At 49.2% G+C, this 15,219-nt stretch carries 13 protein-coding genes and 6 tRNA genes; 10 read left to right on the top strand and 9 right to left on the bottom strand.

Annotated features, from left to right (window positions below):
- Positions 1-32: 32 nt before the first annotated feature.
- Together ligA and A7589_RS04885 are read left to right on the top strand one after the other, a co-directional pair.
- A complete protein-coding gene (ligA, locus tag A7589_RS04890; protein WP_000443721.1) occupies positions 33-2,048 on the top strand; it encodes an NAD-dependent DNA ligase LigA in 2,016 nt (671 codons plus the stop codon).
- A gap of 1 nt (position 2,049) precedes the next feature.
- Positions 2,050-2,268, top strand: a complete 219-nt coding sequence (locus A7589_RS04885; protein WP_000410201.1) for a DUF3820 family protein — start codon at positions 2,050-2,052, stop codon at positions 2,266-2,268.
- Here A7589_RS04885 and A7589_RS04880 read toward each other — a convergent pair.
- Together A7589_RS04880 and A7589_RS04875 are read right to left on the bottom strand one after the other, a co-directional pair.
- Positions 2,265-3,263: a bile acid:sodium symporter family protein gene (locus A7589_RS04880; RefSeq protein WP_000765628.1), complete on the bottom strand. Its 999-nt coding sequence runs from the start codon at positions 3,261-3,263 to the stop codon at positions 2,265-2,267. The genes A7589_RS04885 and A7589_RS04880 overlap by 4 nt on opposite strands.
- Positions 3,264-3,546: 283 nt before the next feature.
- Entirely contained in the window at positions 3,547-4,305 is a 759-nt protein-coding gene (locus A7589_RS04875) for a nucleoside-specific channel-forming Tsx family protein (RefSeq protein ID WP_000716414.1), read from the bottom strand.
- Between the two features lie 248 nt (positions 4,306-4,553).
- Between A7589_RS04875 and xapA the strand changes: the two genes are divergently transcribed.
- The 4 genes from xapA to xapR are packed head-to-tail and all read left to right on the top strand — an operon-like array spanning position 4,554 to position 7,839.
- A complete protein-coding gene (gene xapA, locus A7589_RS04870) occupies positions 4,554-5,387 on the top strand; it encodes a xanthosine phosphorylase (protein WP_000075899.1) in 834 nt (277 codons plus the stop codon).
- Positions 5,388-5,446: 59 nt separating this feature from the next.
- Positions 5,447-6,703, top strand: a complete 1,257-nt coding sequence (xapB, locus tag A7589_RS04865) for a xanthosine/proton symporter XapB (RefSeq protein WP_000020386.1) — start codon at positions 5,447-5,449, stop codon at positions 6,701-6,703.
- Between the two features lie 52 nt (positions 6,704-6,755).
- Positions 6,756-6,914 (top strand): DUF1427 family protein, encoded by a 159-nt coding sequence (locus tag A7589_RS04860; RefSeq protein WP_000651752.1) that lies wholly within the window; start codon positions 6,756-6,758, stop codon positions 6,912-6,914.
- Between the two features lie 40 nt (positions 6,915-6,954).
- The gene (gene xapR, locus A7589_RS04855) at positions 6,955-7,839 is read left to right on the top strand and encodes a DNA-binding transcriptional regulator XapR (RefSeq protein ID WP_000439927.1); all 885 of its coding nucleotides are present in this window, start codon (positions 6,955-6,957) and stop codon (positions 7,837-7,839) included.
- 102 nt (positions 7,840-7,941) lie between these two features.
- Here xapR and A7589_RS04850 read toward each other — a convergent pair.
- The 4 genes from A7589_RS04850 to A7589_RS04835 all read right to left on the bottom strand — a co-directional run bounded on the left by A7589_RS04850 (position 7,942) and on the right by A7589_RS04835 (position 8,339).
- Positions 7,942-8,017, bottom strand: a tRNA-Lys gene (locus A7589_RS04850).
- Positions 8,018-8,021: 4 nt separating this feature from the next.
- Positions 8,022-8,097 (bottom strand) — tRNA-Val (locus tag A7589_RS04845).
- Between the two features lie 46 nt (positions 8,098-8,143).
- Positions 8,144-8,219, bottom strand: a tRNA-Val gene (locus A7589_RS04840).
- A gap of 44 nt (positions 8,220-8,263) precedes the next feature.
- Positions 8,264-8,339 (bottom strand) — tRNA-Val (locus A7589_RS04835).
- Between the two features lie 257 nt (positions 8,340-8,596).
- Here A7589_RS04835 and gltX point away from each other — a divergent pair.
- Complete coding sequence (gene gltX / locus A7589_RS04830) at positions 8,597-10,009, top strand: glutamate--tRNA ligase (RefSeq protein ID WP_000695677.1); 1,413 nt, start codon at positions 8,597-8,599, stop codon at positions 10,007-10,009.
- Positions 10,010-10,059: 50 nt separating this feature from the next.
- Here the strand turns inward: gltX and A7589_RS04825 are convergent, their stop codons facing one another.
- Positions 10,060-10,452, bottom strand: coding sequence for a MerR family transcriptional regulator (locus tag A7589_RS04825; RefSeq protein WP_000826491.1), 393 nt, complete (start codon positions 10,450-10,452; stop codon positions 10,060-10,062).
- A gap of 1 nt (position 10,453) precedes the next feature.
- Entirely contained in the window at positions 10,454-10,813 is a 360-nt protein-coding gene (locus A7589_RS04820) for a YfeC-like transcriptional regulator (RefSeq protein ID WP_000472025.1), read from the bottom strand.
- A 220-nt stretch (positions 10,814-11,033) separates the two neighbouring features.
- Between A7589_RS04820 and A7589_RS04815 the strand changes: the two genes are divergently transcribed.
- The 3 genes from A7589_RS04815 to A7589_RS04805 all read left to right on the top strand — a co-directional run bounded on the left by A7589_RS04815 (position 11,034) and on the right by A7589_RS04805 (position 13,621).
- Positions 11,034-11,109 (top strand) — tRNA-Ala (locus A7589_RS04815).
- A 39-nt stretch (positions 11,110-11,148) separates the two neighbouring features.
- A tRNA-Ala gene (locus A7589_RS04810) sits at positions 11,149-11,224 on the top strand.
- Positions 11,225-11,431: 207 nt separating this feature from the next.
- A complete protein-coding gene (locus A7589_RS04805; RefSeq protein WP_010351047.1) occupies positions 11,432-13,621 on the top strand; it encodes a bifunctional diguanylate cyclase/phosphodiesterase in 2,190 nt (729 codons plus the stop codon).
- Between the two features lie 233 nt (positions 13,622-13,854).
- Here A7589_RS04805 and nupC read toward each other — a convergent pair whose 3' ends face one another.
- Entirely contained in the window at positions 13,855-15,057 is a 1,203-nt protein-coding gene (gene nupC, locus A7589_RS04800) for a nucleoside permease NupC (protein WP_010351048.1), read from the bottom strand.
- Positions 15,058-15,219: the final 162 nt, after the last annotated feature.

Here is a 15,219-nt window from a genome sequence, read left to right as displayed (position 1 = left end):
TTGTCGGGGGTTTTTAGCATTGATGGTGCGATATGGAATCAATCGAAAGACAACTCACAGAACTGCGAACGACGCTTCGCCATCATGAATATCTTTATCATGTGATGGATGCGCCGGAAATTCCCGACGCTGAATACGACAGGCTGATGCGTGAGCTGCGCGAGCTGGAAGCAAAACATCCGGAACTCATTACCCCGGATTCACCAACCCAGCGCGTAGGCGCAGCACCGCTGGCAGCCTTCAGCCAGATTCGTCATGAAGTTCCGATGCTGTCGTTGGACAACGTTTTTGATGAAGAGAGTTTTCTCGCCTTCAACAAACGCGTACTGGATCGTCTGAAAAGTAACGAAAAAGTCACCTGGTGCTGTGAGCTGAAGCTGGATGGTCTTGCCGTCAGCATTCTGTATGAGAATGGCGTTCTGGTCAGTGCGGCGACCCGTGGCGATGGCACCACCGGAGAAGACATTACGTCTAACGTCCGTACTATCCGCGCTATTCCGTTGAAATTGCATGGTGAGAATATCCCGGCGCGCCTGGAAGTACGTGGTGAAGTATTCCTGCCGCAAGCGGGATTCGAAAAGATCAACGAAGAGGCGCGACGCACGGGCGGGAAAGTATTTGCTAACCCACGTAATGCGGCGGCAGGTTCGCTGCGTCAGCTTGATCCACGTATCACGGCGAAGCGACCGCTCACTTTCTTCTGCTACGGCGTTGGTGTACTGGAAGGCGGCGAGCTGCCTGACACCCATCTTGGCCGTTTAATGCAATTTAAAAAGTGGGGATTACCGGTCAGCGATCGTGTCACGTTATGTGAATCGGCAGAAGAGGTGCTGGCGTTTTATCACAAAGTTGAAGAAGACCGCCCGACGTTGGGCTTTGATATCGACGGCGTGGTGATTAAAGTCAACTCACTGGCGCAGCAGGAACAGCTTGGGTTTGTTTCACGAGCCCCGCGCTGGGCAGTGGCGTTTAAATTCCCGGCGCAGGAACAGATGACTTTCGTGCGCGACGTTGAGTTTCAGGTTGGACGTACCGGCGCTATTACGCCCGTTGCGCGTCTGGAACCTGTACATGTTGCAGGCGTGCTGGTGAGCAATGCTACCTTACACAATGCCGATGAAATCGAACGTCTTGGTTTACGTATTGGCGATAAGGTGGTGATTCGCCGCGCTGGCGATGTGATCCCGCAGGTGGTTAACGTAGTGCTTTCTGAACGCCCGGAAGATACCCGTGAGGTTGTATTTCCGACGCATTGTCCGGTATGTGGTTCTGATGTTGAACGTGTGGAAGGAGAAGCAGTCGCCCGCTGTACTGGTGGCCTGATTTGCGGCGCTCAGCGTAAAGAGTCGCTGAAACACTTTGTTTCCCGCCGCGCGATGGACGTTGACGGTATGGGTGACAAAATCATCGACCAGCTTGTCGAAAAAGAGTATGTCCACACACCTGCTGACCTGTTCAAACTCACCGCAGGCAAACTGACCGGACTGGAGAGAATGGGGCCGAAATCAGCGCAAAACGTGGTTAACGCGCTGGAAAAAGCGAAAGAAACCACCTTTGCTCGCTTCCTTTATGCGCTTGGCATCCGTGAAGTCGGCGAGGCCACCGCAGCAGGTCTGGCGGCATATTTCGGCACGCTGGAAGCACTGGAAGCAGCCTCGATTGAAGAGCTGCAAAAAGTTCCCGATGTCGGAATTGTCGTTGCATCCCATGTTCATAACTTCTTTGCCGAAGACAGTAACCGCAATGTCATCAGCGAGCTGTTAGCGGAAGGCGTTCGCTGGCCTGCGCCGGTCGTCATCAACGCTGAAGAGATCGACAGTCCGTTTGCCGGTAAAACCGTGGTGCTCACCGGTAGCTTAAGTCAGATGTCGCGTGATGACGCTAAAGCTCGCCTGGTCGAACTGGGCGCGAAAGTTGCGGGCAGCGTGTCGAAGAAAACCGATCTGGTGATCGCCGGAGAAGCCGCAGGTTCTAAACTGGCGAAAGCGCAGGAATTGGGCATTGAAGTGATCGACGAAGCTGAAATGCTACGTTTGCTGGGTAACTGAGATGGAAAAAGAGCAGCTGATTGAAATAGCCAATACGATAATGCCGTTTGGCAAGTATAAAGGGCGTCGCTTAATCGACCTGCCGGAAGAGTATCTTTTGTGGTTTGCCCGCAAGGATGAGTTCCCGGCGGGAAAACTCGGTGAGCTAATGCAAATCACGCTGCTGATTAAAACCGAGGGGCTGACGCAACTGGTTCAGCCCCTGAAACGTCCGCTTTAAATCTTCCCAGCGTGGCTTTCCTGCTGCGCCTGTAGTTGCTCGGTCTGGCGCTTATAACGACGCGCCAGCACCGCGCAAACCATCAGCTGGATCTGATGGAAAATCATCAGTGGTAGCACCATCATACCGATAACTGACGTTGGGAACAGAATGTTCGCCATCGGAATACCATTCGCCAGGCTCTTTTTCGAACCACAGAAGACAATCGTTATCTCATCCGCTTTATTGAAACCTAGTCGGCGTGCCATAAAGACGTTAATCACAATCACGATAGCCAACAGCACGCAGCTGACCACCACGATAAACAGCAACGATCCCCAGCCGACTTTGTGCCAGATGCCGTTAACGACTGCTTCGCTGAAGGCCGTATAGACCACCAACAGAATGGAGGTCTGGTCAGTTTTCGCAATCCACTTTTTATTGCGCGCCACCCAGTTGCCAATCCACGGGCGAGAAAGATGCCCCAACACAAAAGGTAGTAACAGCTGCAGCATAATCTTACCGACCTGCTCAAGGCTGCCCTCTGCACCGTGAACATTCATCACCAGACCAACCAGCAATGGCGAAAGGAAAATACCCAGCAGGCTGGATGCTGATGCAGAACAAACGGCCGCCGCGACGTTACCGCCCGCCATCGAAGTAAAAGCGATTGCAGACTGCACGGTGGCAGGGAGAATGCAAAGATAGAGAAAGCCGGAATAGAGCATGGGATCGACGTTTACGGGTTTCCACCAGGCAAACAACACGCCCAGAACCGGAAACAGCACGAAGGTACTGCACATCACCCACAAATGCAGTCGCCAGTGACTACCGCCTGCAATAATAGCCTCTCGCGACAACTTCGCGCCGTGCATAAAGAACAACAGGGCAATGGCTGCCGTGGTCAGATTTTCAAAGAAGGGGACAAAACCGCCTCTGGCCGGAAAGAAAGAAGCCAGTAACACCACCGTGACCAGGGTTAAGGTGAAAGGATCGAGGATACGAAAAAGTTTCATAAAGACTCCAGATGATCGATGGTGCTATTGTGCTTCTTTCAGTTTGAGAAATAAAATTGATTTATTGCATTCATTCATGAAGAAAATAGATGAATGACTCATTAAAACAATTAAATGTTTTCGTCACAGTAGCGCAGGAAGAACCGGTCACTTTCAACAACTGCTGAAGCATTAGAGGACGTGGAGCAAGAACAAGGAGAATAGTGATGGCAGGGCGAGAAGGGGATTCGTTGTATCATATATCGTGTTATGTATTTCTGCCGGGAATCCCGGCAGAAATGGTTCAGAAGTTAAATTTGACCGAGTAAATGATGGCGTCCTGATACCAGGCTTCTCCCAGCTTGTCGTCCGCGTAGCGATACTGAATGCCTGCGGTGATTTTCGCGGTAGCGTTCCACCAGAGGGCGACCGCACCGTTCAGCCCTTCTTTACCGCCATTACCTGCTGCGTAGGTGGCATCACGATCAAACTCGTACTCGTTCCAGTTGGTGAGGGTGAATTTCTCTCTGCCCAGCATAAAGCTGTAACCCGCAACCCAACCTGCCACGTAACCGTTATCGCCAGTGTAATAGGTTTGATCCGTATAGCGTTTAGCGAAGAACGGTTTGAACCACCACCCCTTGCCAGTAAAGTTGTAGCCGATACCGTACAGGAACATATCATCGTGGAAATTCACACGATTTGCAGAACCGTAGGTGCCATACGCGTGCAGGTAGAGATTAAATCCGGTATCGCCCAGGTAAATGCGGTTGGTATTTTTAAAGGTATAACGCTGCTCGCTACCTGGTTTATCGTGGCGGTCGTTATAAAAGTTTTCCCAGTCGAAGAACCCGTACATTTCTCCCCAACTAAAGTTAGCGCCGCCTTCCATTTCAAGATAACCAAAATCATCTTTGTGTGATTTGGTCGACGATTTCTCAGTGGTTCTGCTGGTCCAGTCCAGGTAATGCACGCCGATATCTGCAAATCCACTTTTAAATTCTGCATGAGATATAACAGGTATGGCTAATAAAGAGGAAAGAGTCAGAAGATGTTTTTTCATAGCATAAATCCCTATGCCGATCGTTATTAGTAGATTGCTTAATAAAATGGTTGCTTAAAAACGGCATATTGTTAATGCAAGGGAGTGAGTATCACCAATACAGTTTTTGCTGAGAATTAATAGTGAAAAGATATAAATTCATCGATATCGAATCACTATTGAATGCGTGAAAAAAGTGTATTGGTAAGAGCCGGGACAACCTCGCTATAAAAAGGCGTTAGATTCAACCCTACAGAAAAAGGATATATATGTCTCAGGCAAATTTTTCTCATAACCCGCTGTATTGCGTCGATATTATCCGGGCTTATAAACCAGATTTCACACCACGAGTGGTTTTTATTTTAGGTTCCGGGCTGGGCGCGCTGGCCGATCAGATTGAGAACGCTGTCGCCATTTCCTATGAAAAGCTGCCGGGCTTCCCGGTGAGTACGGTGCATGGACATGCAGGCGAGCTGGTGTTGGGGCATCTCCAGGGCGTTCCGGTGGCATGTATGAAAGGTCGGGGACATTTCTATGAAGGTCGTGGAATGACCATCATGACCGATGCGATTCGTACTTTCAAATTGCTGGGTTGTGAACTGCTGTTCTGCACCAATGCGGCGGGATCACTGCGTCCGGAGGTGGGGGCGGGCAGTCTGGTTGCGCTGAAAGACCACATCAACACCATGCCGGGTACACCGATGGTGGGTCTTAACGATGAACGTTTTGGAGAACGCTTCTTCTCGCTGGCAAATGCCTATGATGCGGATTACCGGGCTCTGTTGCAAAAAGTGGCGAAAGAAGAGGGATTCCCCCTGACGGAAGGTGTGTTTGTTTCGTATCCGGGACCGAATTTCGAAACGGCGGCTGAAATTCGCATGATGCAAATTATTGGCGGGGATGTCGTTGGAATGTCCGTTGTGCCTGAAGTTATTTCAGCACGCCATTGTGACCTGAAGGTAGTGGCCGTTTCTGCGATTACCAATATGGCGGAAGGTCTGAGTGACGTAAAGCTTTCGCATACCCAAACGCTGGCAGCTGCGGAGCTCTCTAAGCAGAACTTTATCAACCTTATTTGCGGCTTTCTGCGCAATATTGCCTAAGTAAAACAACAATAAACGGCCTCACGGGTGAGGCCACATGATGCGATAAGGAAACGATTATGAGCATCGCTTTACGCTTAAAGGTAATGTCCTTTTTGCAATATTTTATCTGGGGGAGCTGGCTGGTTACCCTCGGTTCTTACATGATTAATACCCTTCATTTTACCGGCGCTAACGTCGGTATGGTCTACAGCTCCAAAGGGATTGCTGCGATAATTATGCCTGGCATTATGGGGATTATCGCGGATAAATGGCTGCGTGCGGAACGTGCATATATGCTGTGCCACTTGGTGTGTGCTGGTGTGCTTTTTTATGCGGCGTCGGTGAGTGATCCGGATACGATGTTTTGGGTGATGTTAGTCAATGCGATGGCATTTATGCCGACTATCGCATTATCGAACAGCGTCTCTTATTCCTGCCTCGCCCAGGCGGGGCTTGACCCGGTGACGGCTTTCCCGCCTATTCGCGTTTTTGGTACGGTGGGATTCATCATCGCGATGTGGGCGGTAAGCTTACTGCATCTGGAATTGAGCAGTCTGCAACTGTATATCGCTTCCGGGGCGTCTCTGCTGCTGTCGGCTTATGCGCTGACTTTGCCTAAGATTCCTGTTGCGCAGAAAAAAGTGGCTACTTCGCTTGCCAGTAAGCTCGGTCTGGATGCCTTCGTCCTGTTCAAAAATCCACGCATGGCCATCTTTTTCCTCTTCGCCATGATGCTGGGCGCGGTACTGCAAATTACCAACGTTTTTGGCAACCCGTTCCTGCATGATTTTGCTCGTAACCCGGAGTTTGCTGATAGCTTCGTGGTGAAGTATCCGTCCATTTTACTGTCAGTTTCACAGATGGCTGAAGTCGGTTTTATTCTGACGATTCCGTTCTTTTTAAAGCGTTTCGGTATCAAAACGGTCATGCTTATGAGTATGGTGGCCTGGACGCTACGCTTTGGCTTCTTCGCTTATGGCGATCCGTCACCAACCGGGTTTATTTTGCTGCTGCTGTCGATGATTGTTTACGGCTGCGCGTTTGATTTCTTCAATATTTCCGGTTCGGTCTTTGTCGAACAGGAAGTTGATTCCAGCATTCGTGCCAGCGCACAGGGGCTCTTTATGACCATGGTAAATGGTGTCGGTGCGTGGGTGGGCTCGATTCTGAGCGGTATGGCAGTAGATTACTTCTCGGTAGATGGCGTAAAAGACTGGCAAACTATCTGGCTGATGTTTGCAGGATATTCTCTTTTCCTCGCAGTGATATTTTTCTTTGGGTTTAAATATAACCATGACCCTGAAAAGATAACACATCGAACAGTGACACATTAAAAGGATTTGCAGCTCTGTTTTTCGGGGCTGCTTTTATGATAAAGGTTAATTAGTGAAAGATATTTTATTTTCTTCTGGTGTCGGTTTTGGCATTGGTGCTTTATTTACAATCGTGCGATTACCTATTCCTGTGCCAAATGTATTGCCGGGTATATTATCTATTGTGTTTATGTATGTAGGTTATCTGGTGGTGAAATACTTTATGCCGTGATAATTTAACAAGATATATTTATTAAACGGAGCACTTAATTATGGAACGCATTTACAGAACAGACCTTAAGTTGCTCCGTTATTTTCTTGCTGTAGCGGAAGAGTTACATTTTGGCCGCGCAGCGGCGCGTTTAAATATGTCTCAGCCTCCGCTCAGTATTCATATTAAAGAGCTGGAAAATCAACTTGGCACACAGCTTTTTATTCGTCACTCGCGCAGCGTCGTCCTGACACACGCGGGCAAAATTTTGATGGAAGAATCGCGCCGATTGCTGATGAATGCAAATCAGGTGTTGGCTCGGATTGAACAAATAGGGCGGGGAGAAGCAGGACGGATTGAACTCGGTGTGGTCGGAACGGCAATGTGGGGACGGATGCGACCGGTTATGCGGCGATTTCTTAGGGAAAACCCCAACGTTGAAGTACTGTTTCGCGAAAAGATGCCTGCGATGCAAATGGCGCTGTTGGAGCGTCGCGAACTCGATGCCGGGATCTGGCGAATGGCGACAGAACCACCGGAAGATTTTACCAGCTTACGCTTGCATGAATCGGCGTTTCTGGTAGCGATGCCTGAAGAGCATCACCTCTCATCATATTCCGCCGTTCCGCTGGAAGCACTACGTGACGAGTATTTTGTCACAATGCCGCCCGTGTACACTGACTGGGATTTTTTGCAGCGTGTTTGTCAGCAGGCGGGGTTTTCACCGGTTGTTATTCGCGAAGTTAATGAACCGCAAACGGTGCTGGCCATGATCAGTATGGGTATTGGTATCACCTTGATAGCAGACAGCTACGCACAGATGAACTGGCCTGGTGTCATTTTTCGTCCGCTCAAAGAGCGCATCCCGGCAGATTTGTATATTGTTTATGAAACGCAGCAGGTGACACCTGCGATGGTTAAGCTATTGGCAGCATTGACACAGTAAGCGAGGAGTTGCCGGAAATTGTAGGTCTGATAAGCGAAGTACATCAGGCAATTTCGTAAATCGCAGATAGCAAAAAAGCGCCTTTAGGGCGCTTTTTTACATTGGTGGGTCGTGCAGGATTCGAACCTGCGACCAATTGATTAAAAGTCAACTGCTCTACCAACTGAGCTAACGACCCGAAGTGGTGGGTGATGACGGGATCGAACCGCCGACCCCCTCCTTGTAAGGGAGGTGCTCTCCCAGCTGAGCTAATCACCCACTTCGGTACTTCACATTGTTACAAGAAATTTAGCTGGCGAGAAAGTGGTGGGTGATGACGGGATCGAACCGCCGACCCCCTCCTTGTAAGGGAGGTGCTCTCCCAGCTGAGCTAATCACCCACTTCTCAATTTCTTGCTACACGGCGGAGACTACATAAAGTAGTTGGTGGGTGATGACGGGATCGAACCGCCGACCCCCTCCTTGTAAGGGAGGTGCTCTCCCAGCTGAGCTAATCACCCCCGCTGTGTGGAGTCGCATTATAGGGAGAGTTCGAAATGAGTCAACGTATTTTCTAAAGAATTTGTTTGTTCGTCGTAAAATTAAGCAGGATGATCGCAAAACAGACCGTGTTGCGCAATTTCTCAACGAAAACAATAATGCATCATGTAGCAACCCGAACTACATTGAGGAATCAGGCTGGAGTGATAGAATATCGCCCACTCAATTTTCCAGGATTTGCCGGTTGTCGGCATCTTTCTAAACGTAAGGCCATTTCATGAAAATCAAAACTCGCTTCGCGCCAAGCCCAACAGGCTATCTGCACGTTGGCGGCGCGCGTACTGCTCTTTACTCCTGGCTTTTTGCACGTAACCACGGCGGTGAGTTCGTGCTGCGTATTGAAGACACCGATCTTGAGCGTTCTACGCCGGAAGCTATCGAAGCCATTATGGATGGTATGAACTGGCTGAGTCTGGAGTGGGATGAAGGTCCGTACTATCAGACCAAACGTTTTGATCGCTATAACGCAGTTATCGATCAGATGCTGGAAGAGGGCACGGCCTATAAATGCTATTGCTCTAAAGAGCGTCTGGAAGCACTGCGTGAAGAGCAAATGGCGAAAGGTGAGAAGCCGCGTTATGACGGTCGCTGCCGCCACAGCCATGAGCATCATGCTGATGAACCGTGTGTCGTACGTTTTGCTAATCCGCAAGAAGGTTCTGTGGTTTTTGACGATCAGATCCGTGGTCCGATCGAGTTCAGCAACCAGGAGCTGGATGATCTGATTATCCGCCGTACCGATGGTTCTCCGACCTATAACTTCTGTGTAGTTGTCGATGACTGGGATATGGAAATCACCCATGTTATCCGTGGTGAAGACCATATCAACAACACGCCGCGCCAGATCAACATTCTGAAAGCCCTGAAAGCACCAGTGCCGGTTTACGCGCACGTTTCTATGATCAACGGCGATGACGGTAAAAAACTGTCCAAACGTCACGGTGCGGTCAGCGTAATGCAGTATCGCGACGACGGCTATCTGCCGGAAGCATTGCTGAACTATCTGGTGCGTCTGGGCTGGTCCCATGGCGATCAGGAAATCTTCACCCGTGAAGAGATGATCAAATATTTCACCCTGAATGCCGTCAGCAAATCTGCCAGCGCGTTCAATACCGACAAGCTGCTGTGGTTAAACCACCACTACATTAACACGCTGCCGCCGGAGTATGTTGCTACCCATTTACAGTGGCACATCGAGCAGGAAAATATCGATACCCGCAACGGCCCGCAGCTGGCGGATCTGGTTAAACTGCTGGGAGAACGCTGCAAAACTCTGAAAGAAATGGCACAGAGCTGCCGTTACTTCTACGAAGATTTTGCTGAGTTCGATGCCGATGCAGCGAAAAAACATCTGCGCCCGGTAGCGCGTCAGCCGCTGGAAGTGGTTCGCGACAAACTGGCAGCTATTACTGATTGGACAGCTGAAAACGTTCACCACGCTATTCAGACGACGGCGGACGAGCTGGAAGTGGGGATGGGCAAAGTCGGTATGCCGCTGCGTGTCGCTGTCACTGGTGCGGGGCAGTCGCCGGCACTGGATGTTACCGTTCACGCGATCGGCAAAGCTCGTAGCATCGAGCGCATCAACAAAGCTCTGGCTTTTATTGCTGAACGCGAAAGCCAGCAGTAATTAGCGTATAAAAGATAAACGGCAGGAGATAGTATCCTGCCGTTTTTTATTTATGCTGATTCGTCAATGTCGAGACGGGCAAGGAAATTACGAATCCCTTCACGCGATAAAAATTGCGCAACTTTTTCCTGCTCACTGTGAGTCATATTGTCTATTGCGCTGATTATTTGCCGATAAGCCGGAGTGCGCATACCCGGCGCGTATTCAGCAAGGGATTCTTCGGCCTCGAGAAGCATTGGCGTATTATGGAAGGCAGGCGTGTTTTGAATAAATTCGCAAACATGTGTGTCCAGTAGAATAAGTCTGGCTCGACCACCTTTCACTCCGGGAAATTTTTCTGTTTTCCAGCCTTTTTCTCTAATCCAGCGGTTAACTGTTTGTTTCGCCACACCGAGGCATTCCGCCAGTTCTTCGGTGGTCATTTTATTGCGTAATCTTTTCATATTATTTGCTGTTGCGAATCCCTAAGCGTTGTAATAACCCGATAATCCCTTCCCGCAGAAGCAATGATGTAAACTGCTTTTGTTCAGCCGGCGTCATCTCTTTCGCCAGCGTAGCTAACAGCACTTCAAGCGGTGCATCGCCAGACAGGGCGGGTATTTCTCCCTGACCCTCCGGGCGTTCTGCATTGCGAATATATTCACGAACCTGTTCATTGACGTGTACCAGTCGAGCCTTGCCCCCCTGGACGCCCGGTTTTGGTGATGTCGTCCAGCCTTCCTTGCGTACCCATTTATTAATGGTCTGCCGGCTATAACCGGTCAGTCTGGCAAGTTCATCTGGCGTCATCCTCTCCTTGAACATAACAATTCCCTGAATAGTTGTGGGTCTATTAAGTGTTCATTTTATAGCATCAATTTACATGAAACCGTGACATGAATAACTACTGAATGCGAGGCGTAATCCAAAAATGTTCATTTGCCTGATTTTTCAGCGATTGAAACAAGGCGCTGCAATTTGCCGTTGACACATTCGGACGGAATTCATATGATGCCGCCCGTCAACTCGACAAGCTTTACGTGATGGGGCTATAGCTCAGCTGGGAGAGCGCTTGCATGGCATGCAAGAGGTCAGCGGTTCGATCCCGCTTAGCTCCACCAAATTTTGCACCCAGCAAATTTGGTACGTAAACGCATCGTGGGGCTATAGCTCAGCTGGGAGAGCGCTTGCATGGCATGCAAGAGGTCAGCGGTTCGATCCCGCTTAGCTCCACCAAATTTCAAACCCTCGCTGTGAAGCGGGGGTTTTTTGTCTCTGATTTTTGCCGCTTTTGTAATACAGTCTACGCCCGGGTTAGTGCCGCCTGGTGAAAGCATCATTGGATGAAAAAGCGGCAACAGGCCGACTCCTGTTTGCTTCGCGATGCGAATAAACTTATTATTTGGGTGCCTGAAAACCCCGATCAGTGAGAGTAGTCTACTCATGTTTGTGGAGCATAATCTGATAAAAAATATCAAGATATTCACACTGGCGTTTACGCTCACCGTGGTACTTATTCAGCTATCCCGTTTTATTTCGCCACTTGCCGTTATCCACTCCAGCTATATCTTTCTGGCGTGGATGCCACTGTGCGTAATGCTGTCAATATTGTTCATCTTTGGCTGGCGTGGTGTTGTTCCCGTTTTATGCGGGATGTTTTGCACTAATCTGTGGAATTTCCATCTCTCATTTTTGCAAACTGCCGTCATGCTCGGTAGCCAGACATTTGTAGTGCTGTGTGCCTGTGCAATATTACGCTGGCAGTTAGGAACGCGTTGGCGTTATGGGTTAACCACCCGATACGTCTGGCGACGTCTCTTCTGGCTTGGTTTAGTGACGCCGATTGGCATCAAAGGCAGCATGTATCTGGTGGGTAGCTTTTTTGATTTCCCGCTAAAGATATCGACATTTTTCGGCGATGCAGATGCTATTTTCACGGTCGTTGATTTACTTAGCCTTTTCACGGCAGTGTTGATTTACAACATGCTCTATTACTATCTCACTCGCATGATTGTAAGCCCCCACTTTGCGCAGATATTGTGGCGCAGGGATATCGCCCCGTCGCTGAACAAAGAGAAACGTGCATTTACTTTAAGCTGGCTGGCGGCTCTTAGCGTACTGCTACTTCTGATGTGTACGCCTTATGAAAACGACTTTATTGCCGGTTACCTGGTGCCCGTTTTCTTCATCATCTTTACCCTTGGTGTTGGTAAACTTCGTTATCCGTTTTTAAATCTCACCTGGGCTGTTTCGACTCTTTTCCTCTTGAATTACAACCAGAATTTTTTACAAGGGGTCGAAACTGAATATTCGCTGGCATTTATTCTCGCGGTGCTGATTTCCTTTAGCGTTTGCCTGCTTTACATGGTGCGTATTTACCATCGAAGTGAATGGCTTAATCGCCGCTGGCATTTGCAGGCCCTGACCGATCCATTAACGCTATTACCCAACTTTCGTGCACTGGAGCAATCGCAGGAGCAGGAGGCGGGAAAGAGTTTTTGCTGCCTGCGTATTGATAATCTTGAGTTTATGAGTCGTCATTACGGTCTGGTGATGCGTGTTCATTGTATCCGCTCAATTTACCGAACCTTGCTGCCATTGATGCAGGAAAACGAAAAGTTGTATCAACTGCCGGGCAGTGAATTGCTGCTGGTACTGACCGGGCCGGAAACGGAAGGTCGACTACAGCATATGGTTAACATCCTCAATAGTCGGCAGATTCACTGGAACAACACCGGTCTGGATATGGGCTATGGTGCCGCCTGGGGGCGTTTTGATGGCAATCAGGAAACCCTGCAGCCTATGTTGGGGCAGTTAAGCTGGCTGGCGGAACAATCCTGCGTTCATCACCACGTGTTGGCGTTGGATAATCGAGAGGAGATGGCGTCCGGGCAGACCACCAAACAGGTACTGTTGCTGAACACCATTCGTAAGGCGTTAGATAATGGTGATTTGCTTCTCTACGCCCAGCCCATTCGTAACAAAGAGGGGCAGGGCTATGATGAGATCCTGGCGCGTCTGAAATATGACGACGGCATTATGACGCCGGATAAATTTCTGCCGCTTATCGCCCAGTTTAACCTTAGCGCGCGTTTCGATTTGCAGGTGCTGGAATCTCTGTTGAAGTGGTTAGCAACTCACCCTTCCAACAATAAAGGTCCGCGCTTTTCAGTCAATTTAATGCCGCTCACTCTGTTGCAAAAAAATATCGCCGGGCGGATTATTCGTCTGTTTAAGCGTTATCACATCTCCCCGGAGACAGTCATTCTTGAGATCACCGAGGAGCAGGCGTTTTCAAATGCAGAGAGCAGCATGTACAACATCGAGCAACTGCATAAATTTGGCTTCCGTATTGCGATTGATGACTTTGGCACTGGTTATGCCAACTACGAGCGATTAAAACGTTTGCAGGCCGATATCATCAAGATTGATGGCGTCTTTGTGAAAGATATAGTGACTAATACGCTGGATGCGATGATTGTGCGGTCAATTACCGACCTGGCGAAAGCGAAGTCGTTAAGCGTGGTAGCGGAGTTTGTCGAAACGCAACAGCAGCAGGCGTTATTGCATAAACTTGGGGTGCAATATCTGCAAGGGTATTTGATTGGTCGCCCGCAGCCATTAGCTGATTAACAGGCGTAAAAAAGCCGGGGGATTATCCCCGGCATTTGAGGCTGATGACAACCAGTAAACTGTCTGATGCGCTATGCTTATCAGGCCTGGATGGGAATCACAATCTATTGAATTTGCGATGTTTTGTATGCCGGATAAAGCGTTTACGCCGCATCCGGCATAAACAGAGCACACGTTGTCAACAAACTGAAGCCGGGGAACATTCCCCGGCTTTTTTAATGAATGTATTGGACTTACAGCACCAGTGCTGCGATTGACGCAGAAAGTACGCTCACCAGCGTAGAGCCGTAAACCAGTTTCAGACCGAAGCGAGAAACCACGTTACCTTGCTCTTCGTTCAGACCTTTAACCGCGCCCGCGATAATCCCGATAGAAGAGAAGTTAGCAAAGGATACCAGGAACACAGAGATGATGCCTTCTGCACGCGGAGAAAGCGTGGAAGCAATTTTCTGCAGATCCATCATCGCAACGAACTCGTTGGAAACCAGTTTGGTCGCCATGATACTGCCCACTTGCAGTGCTTCGTTGGATGGAACACCCATTACCCATGCAACCGGATAGAAGATGTAGCCCAGGATACCCTGGAAGGAGATGCTGTAGCCAAACCAGCCAGTCACGGTGGCAAACAGTGCGTTCAATGCGGCGATCAGGGCGATAAAGCCGATCAGCATCGCTGCAACGATAATGGCAACTTTGAAACCTGCCAGAATGTATTCACCCAGCATTTCGAAGAAGCTCTGACCTTCGTGCAGGTTGGACATCTGAATGTTTTCTTCGCTGGCGTCAACACGGTAAGGGTTGATCAGCGACAGCACGATAAAGGTGCTGAACATGTTCAGTACCAGTGCAGCAACGACGTATTTCGGCTCCAGCATCGTCATGTATGCGCCAACGATGGACATCGACACGGTGGACATCGCTGTTGCTGCCATGGTGTACATACGATTACGGGAGATTTTGCCGAGGATATCTTTATAGGCGATAAAGTTCTCGGATTGTCCCAAAATCAGGGAGCTGACGGCGTTAAAGGATTCCAGTTTGCCCATGCCATTGACTTTGGAAAGCAGGAAACCAATCGCGCGGATAATCACCGGCAGCACGCGAATGTGCTGGAGAATACCGATCAACGCAGAAATAAAGACGATAGGGCACAGCACTTTCAGGAAGAAGAACGCCAGGCCTTGATCATTCATGCTACCAAAGACGAAGTTAGTACCTTCGTTGGCAAATCCGAGCAGTTTTTCGAACATTTCGGAGAAGCCTTTCACGAAGCCCAGACCAACGTCAGAGTTCAGGAAGAACCACGCCAGTAATACTTCGATAACAAGCAGTTGAATAATATAACGGATACGAATTTTTTTGCGGTCGCTGCTTGCCAGCAATGCGAGAATCGCAACAACGGCTAGTGCCAGTACAAAATGAAGGACGCGGTCCATATTTGCTCCAAATATGAGGCAGGTTAAATTTCCGTGCACATTCTATGCAACATGATTCAGGAAAACGAGATCTGACACACACTATAATGACGTCCTGTGACAAGCTTCAAAAATAGTGAGCTGTCCTACATTTCTGCTATGTTGTGTATGGAAGCGGAAAGT

Source organism: Escherichia sp. MOD1-EC6475 (assembly GCF_003046645.1).
Taxonomy (GTDB): domain Bacteria; phylum Pseudomonadota; class Gammaproteobacteria; order Enterobacterales; family Enterobacteriaceae; genus Escherichia; species Escherichia ruysiae.
This window is presented reverse-complemented; position numbering and strand designations above follow the sequence as displayed.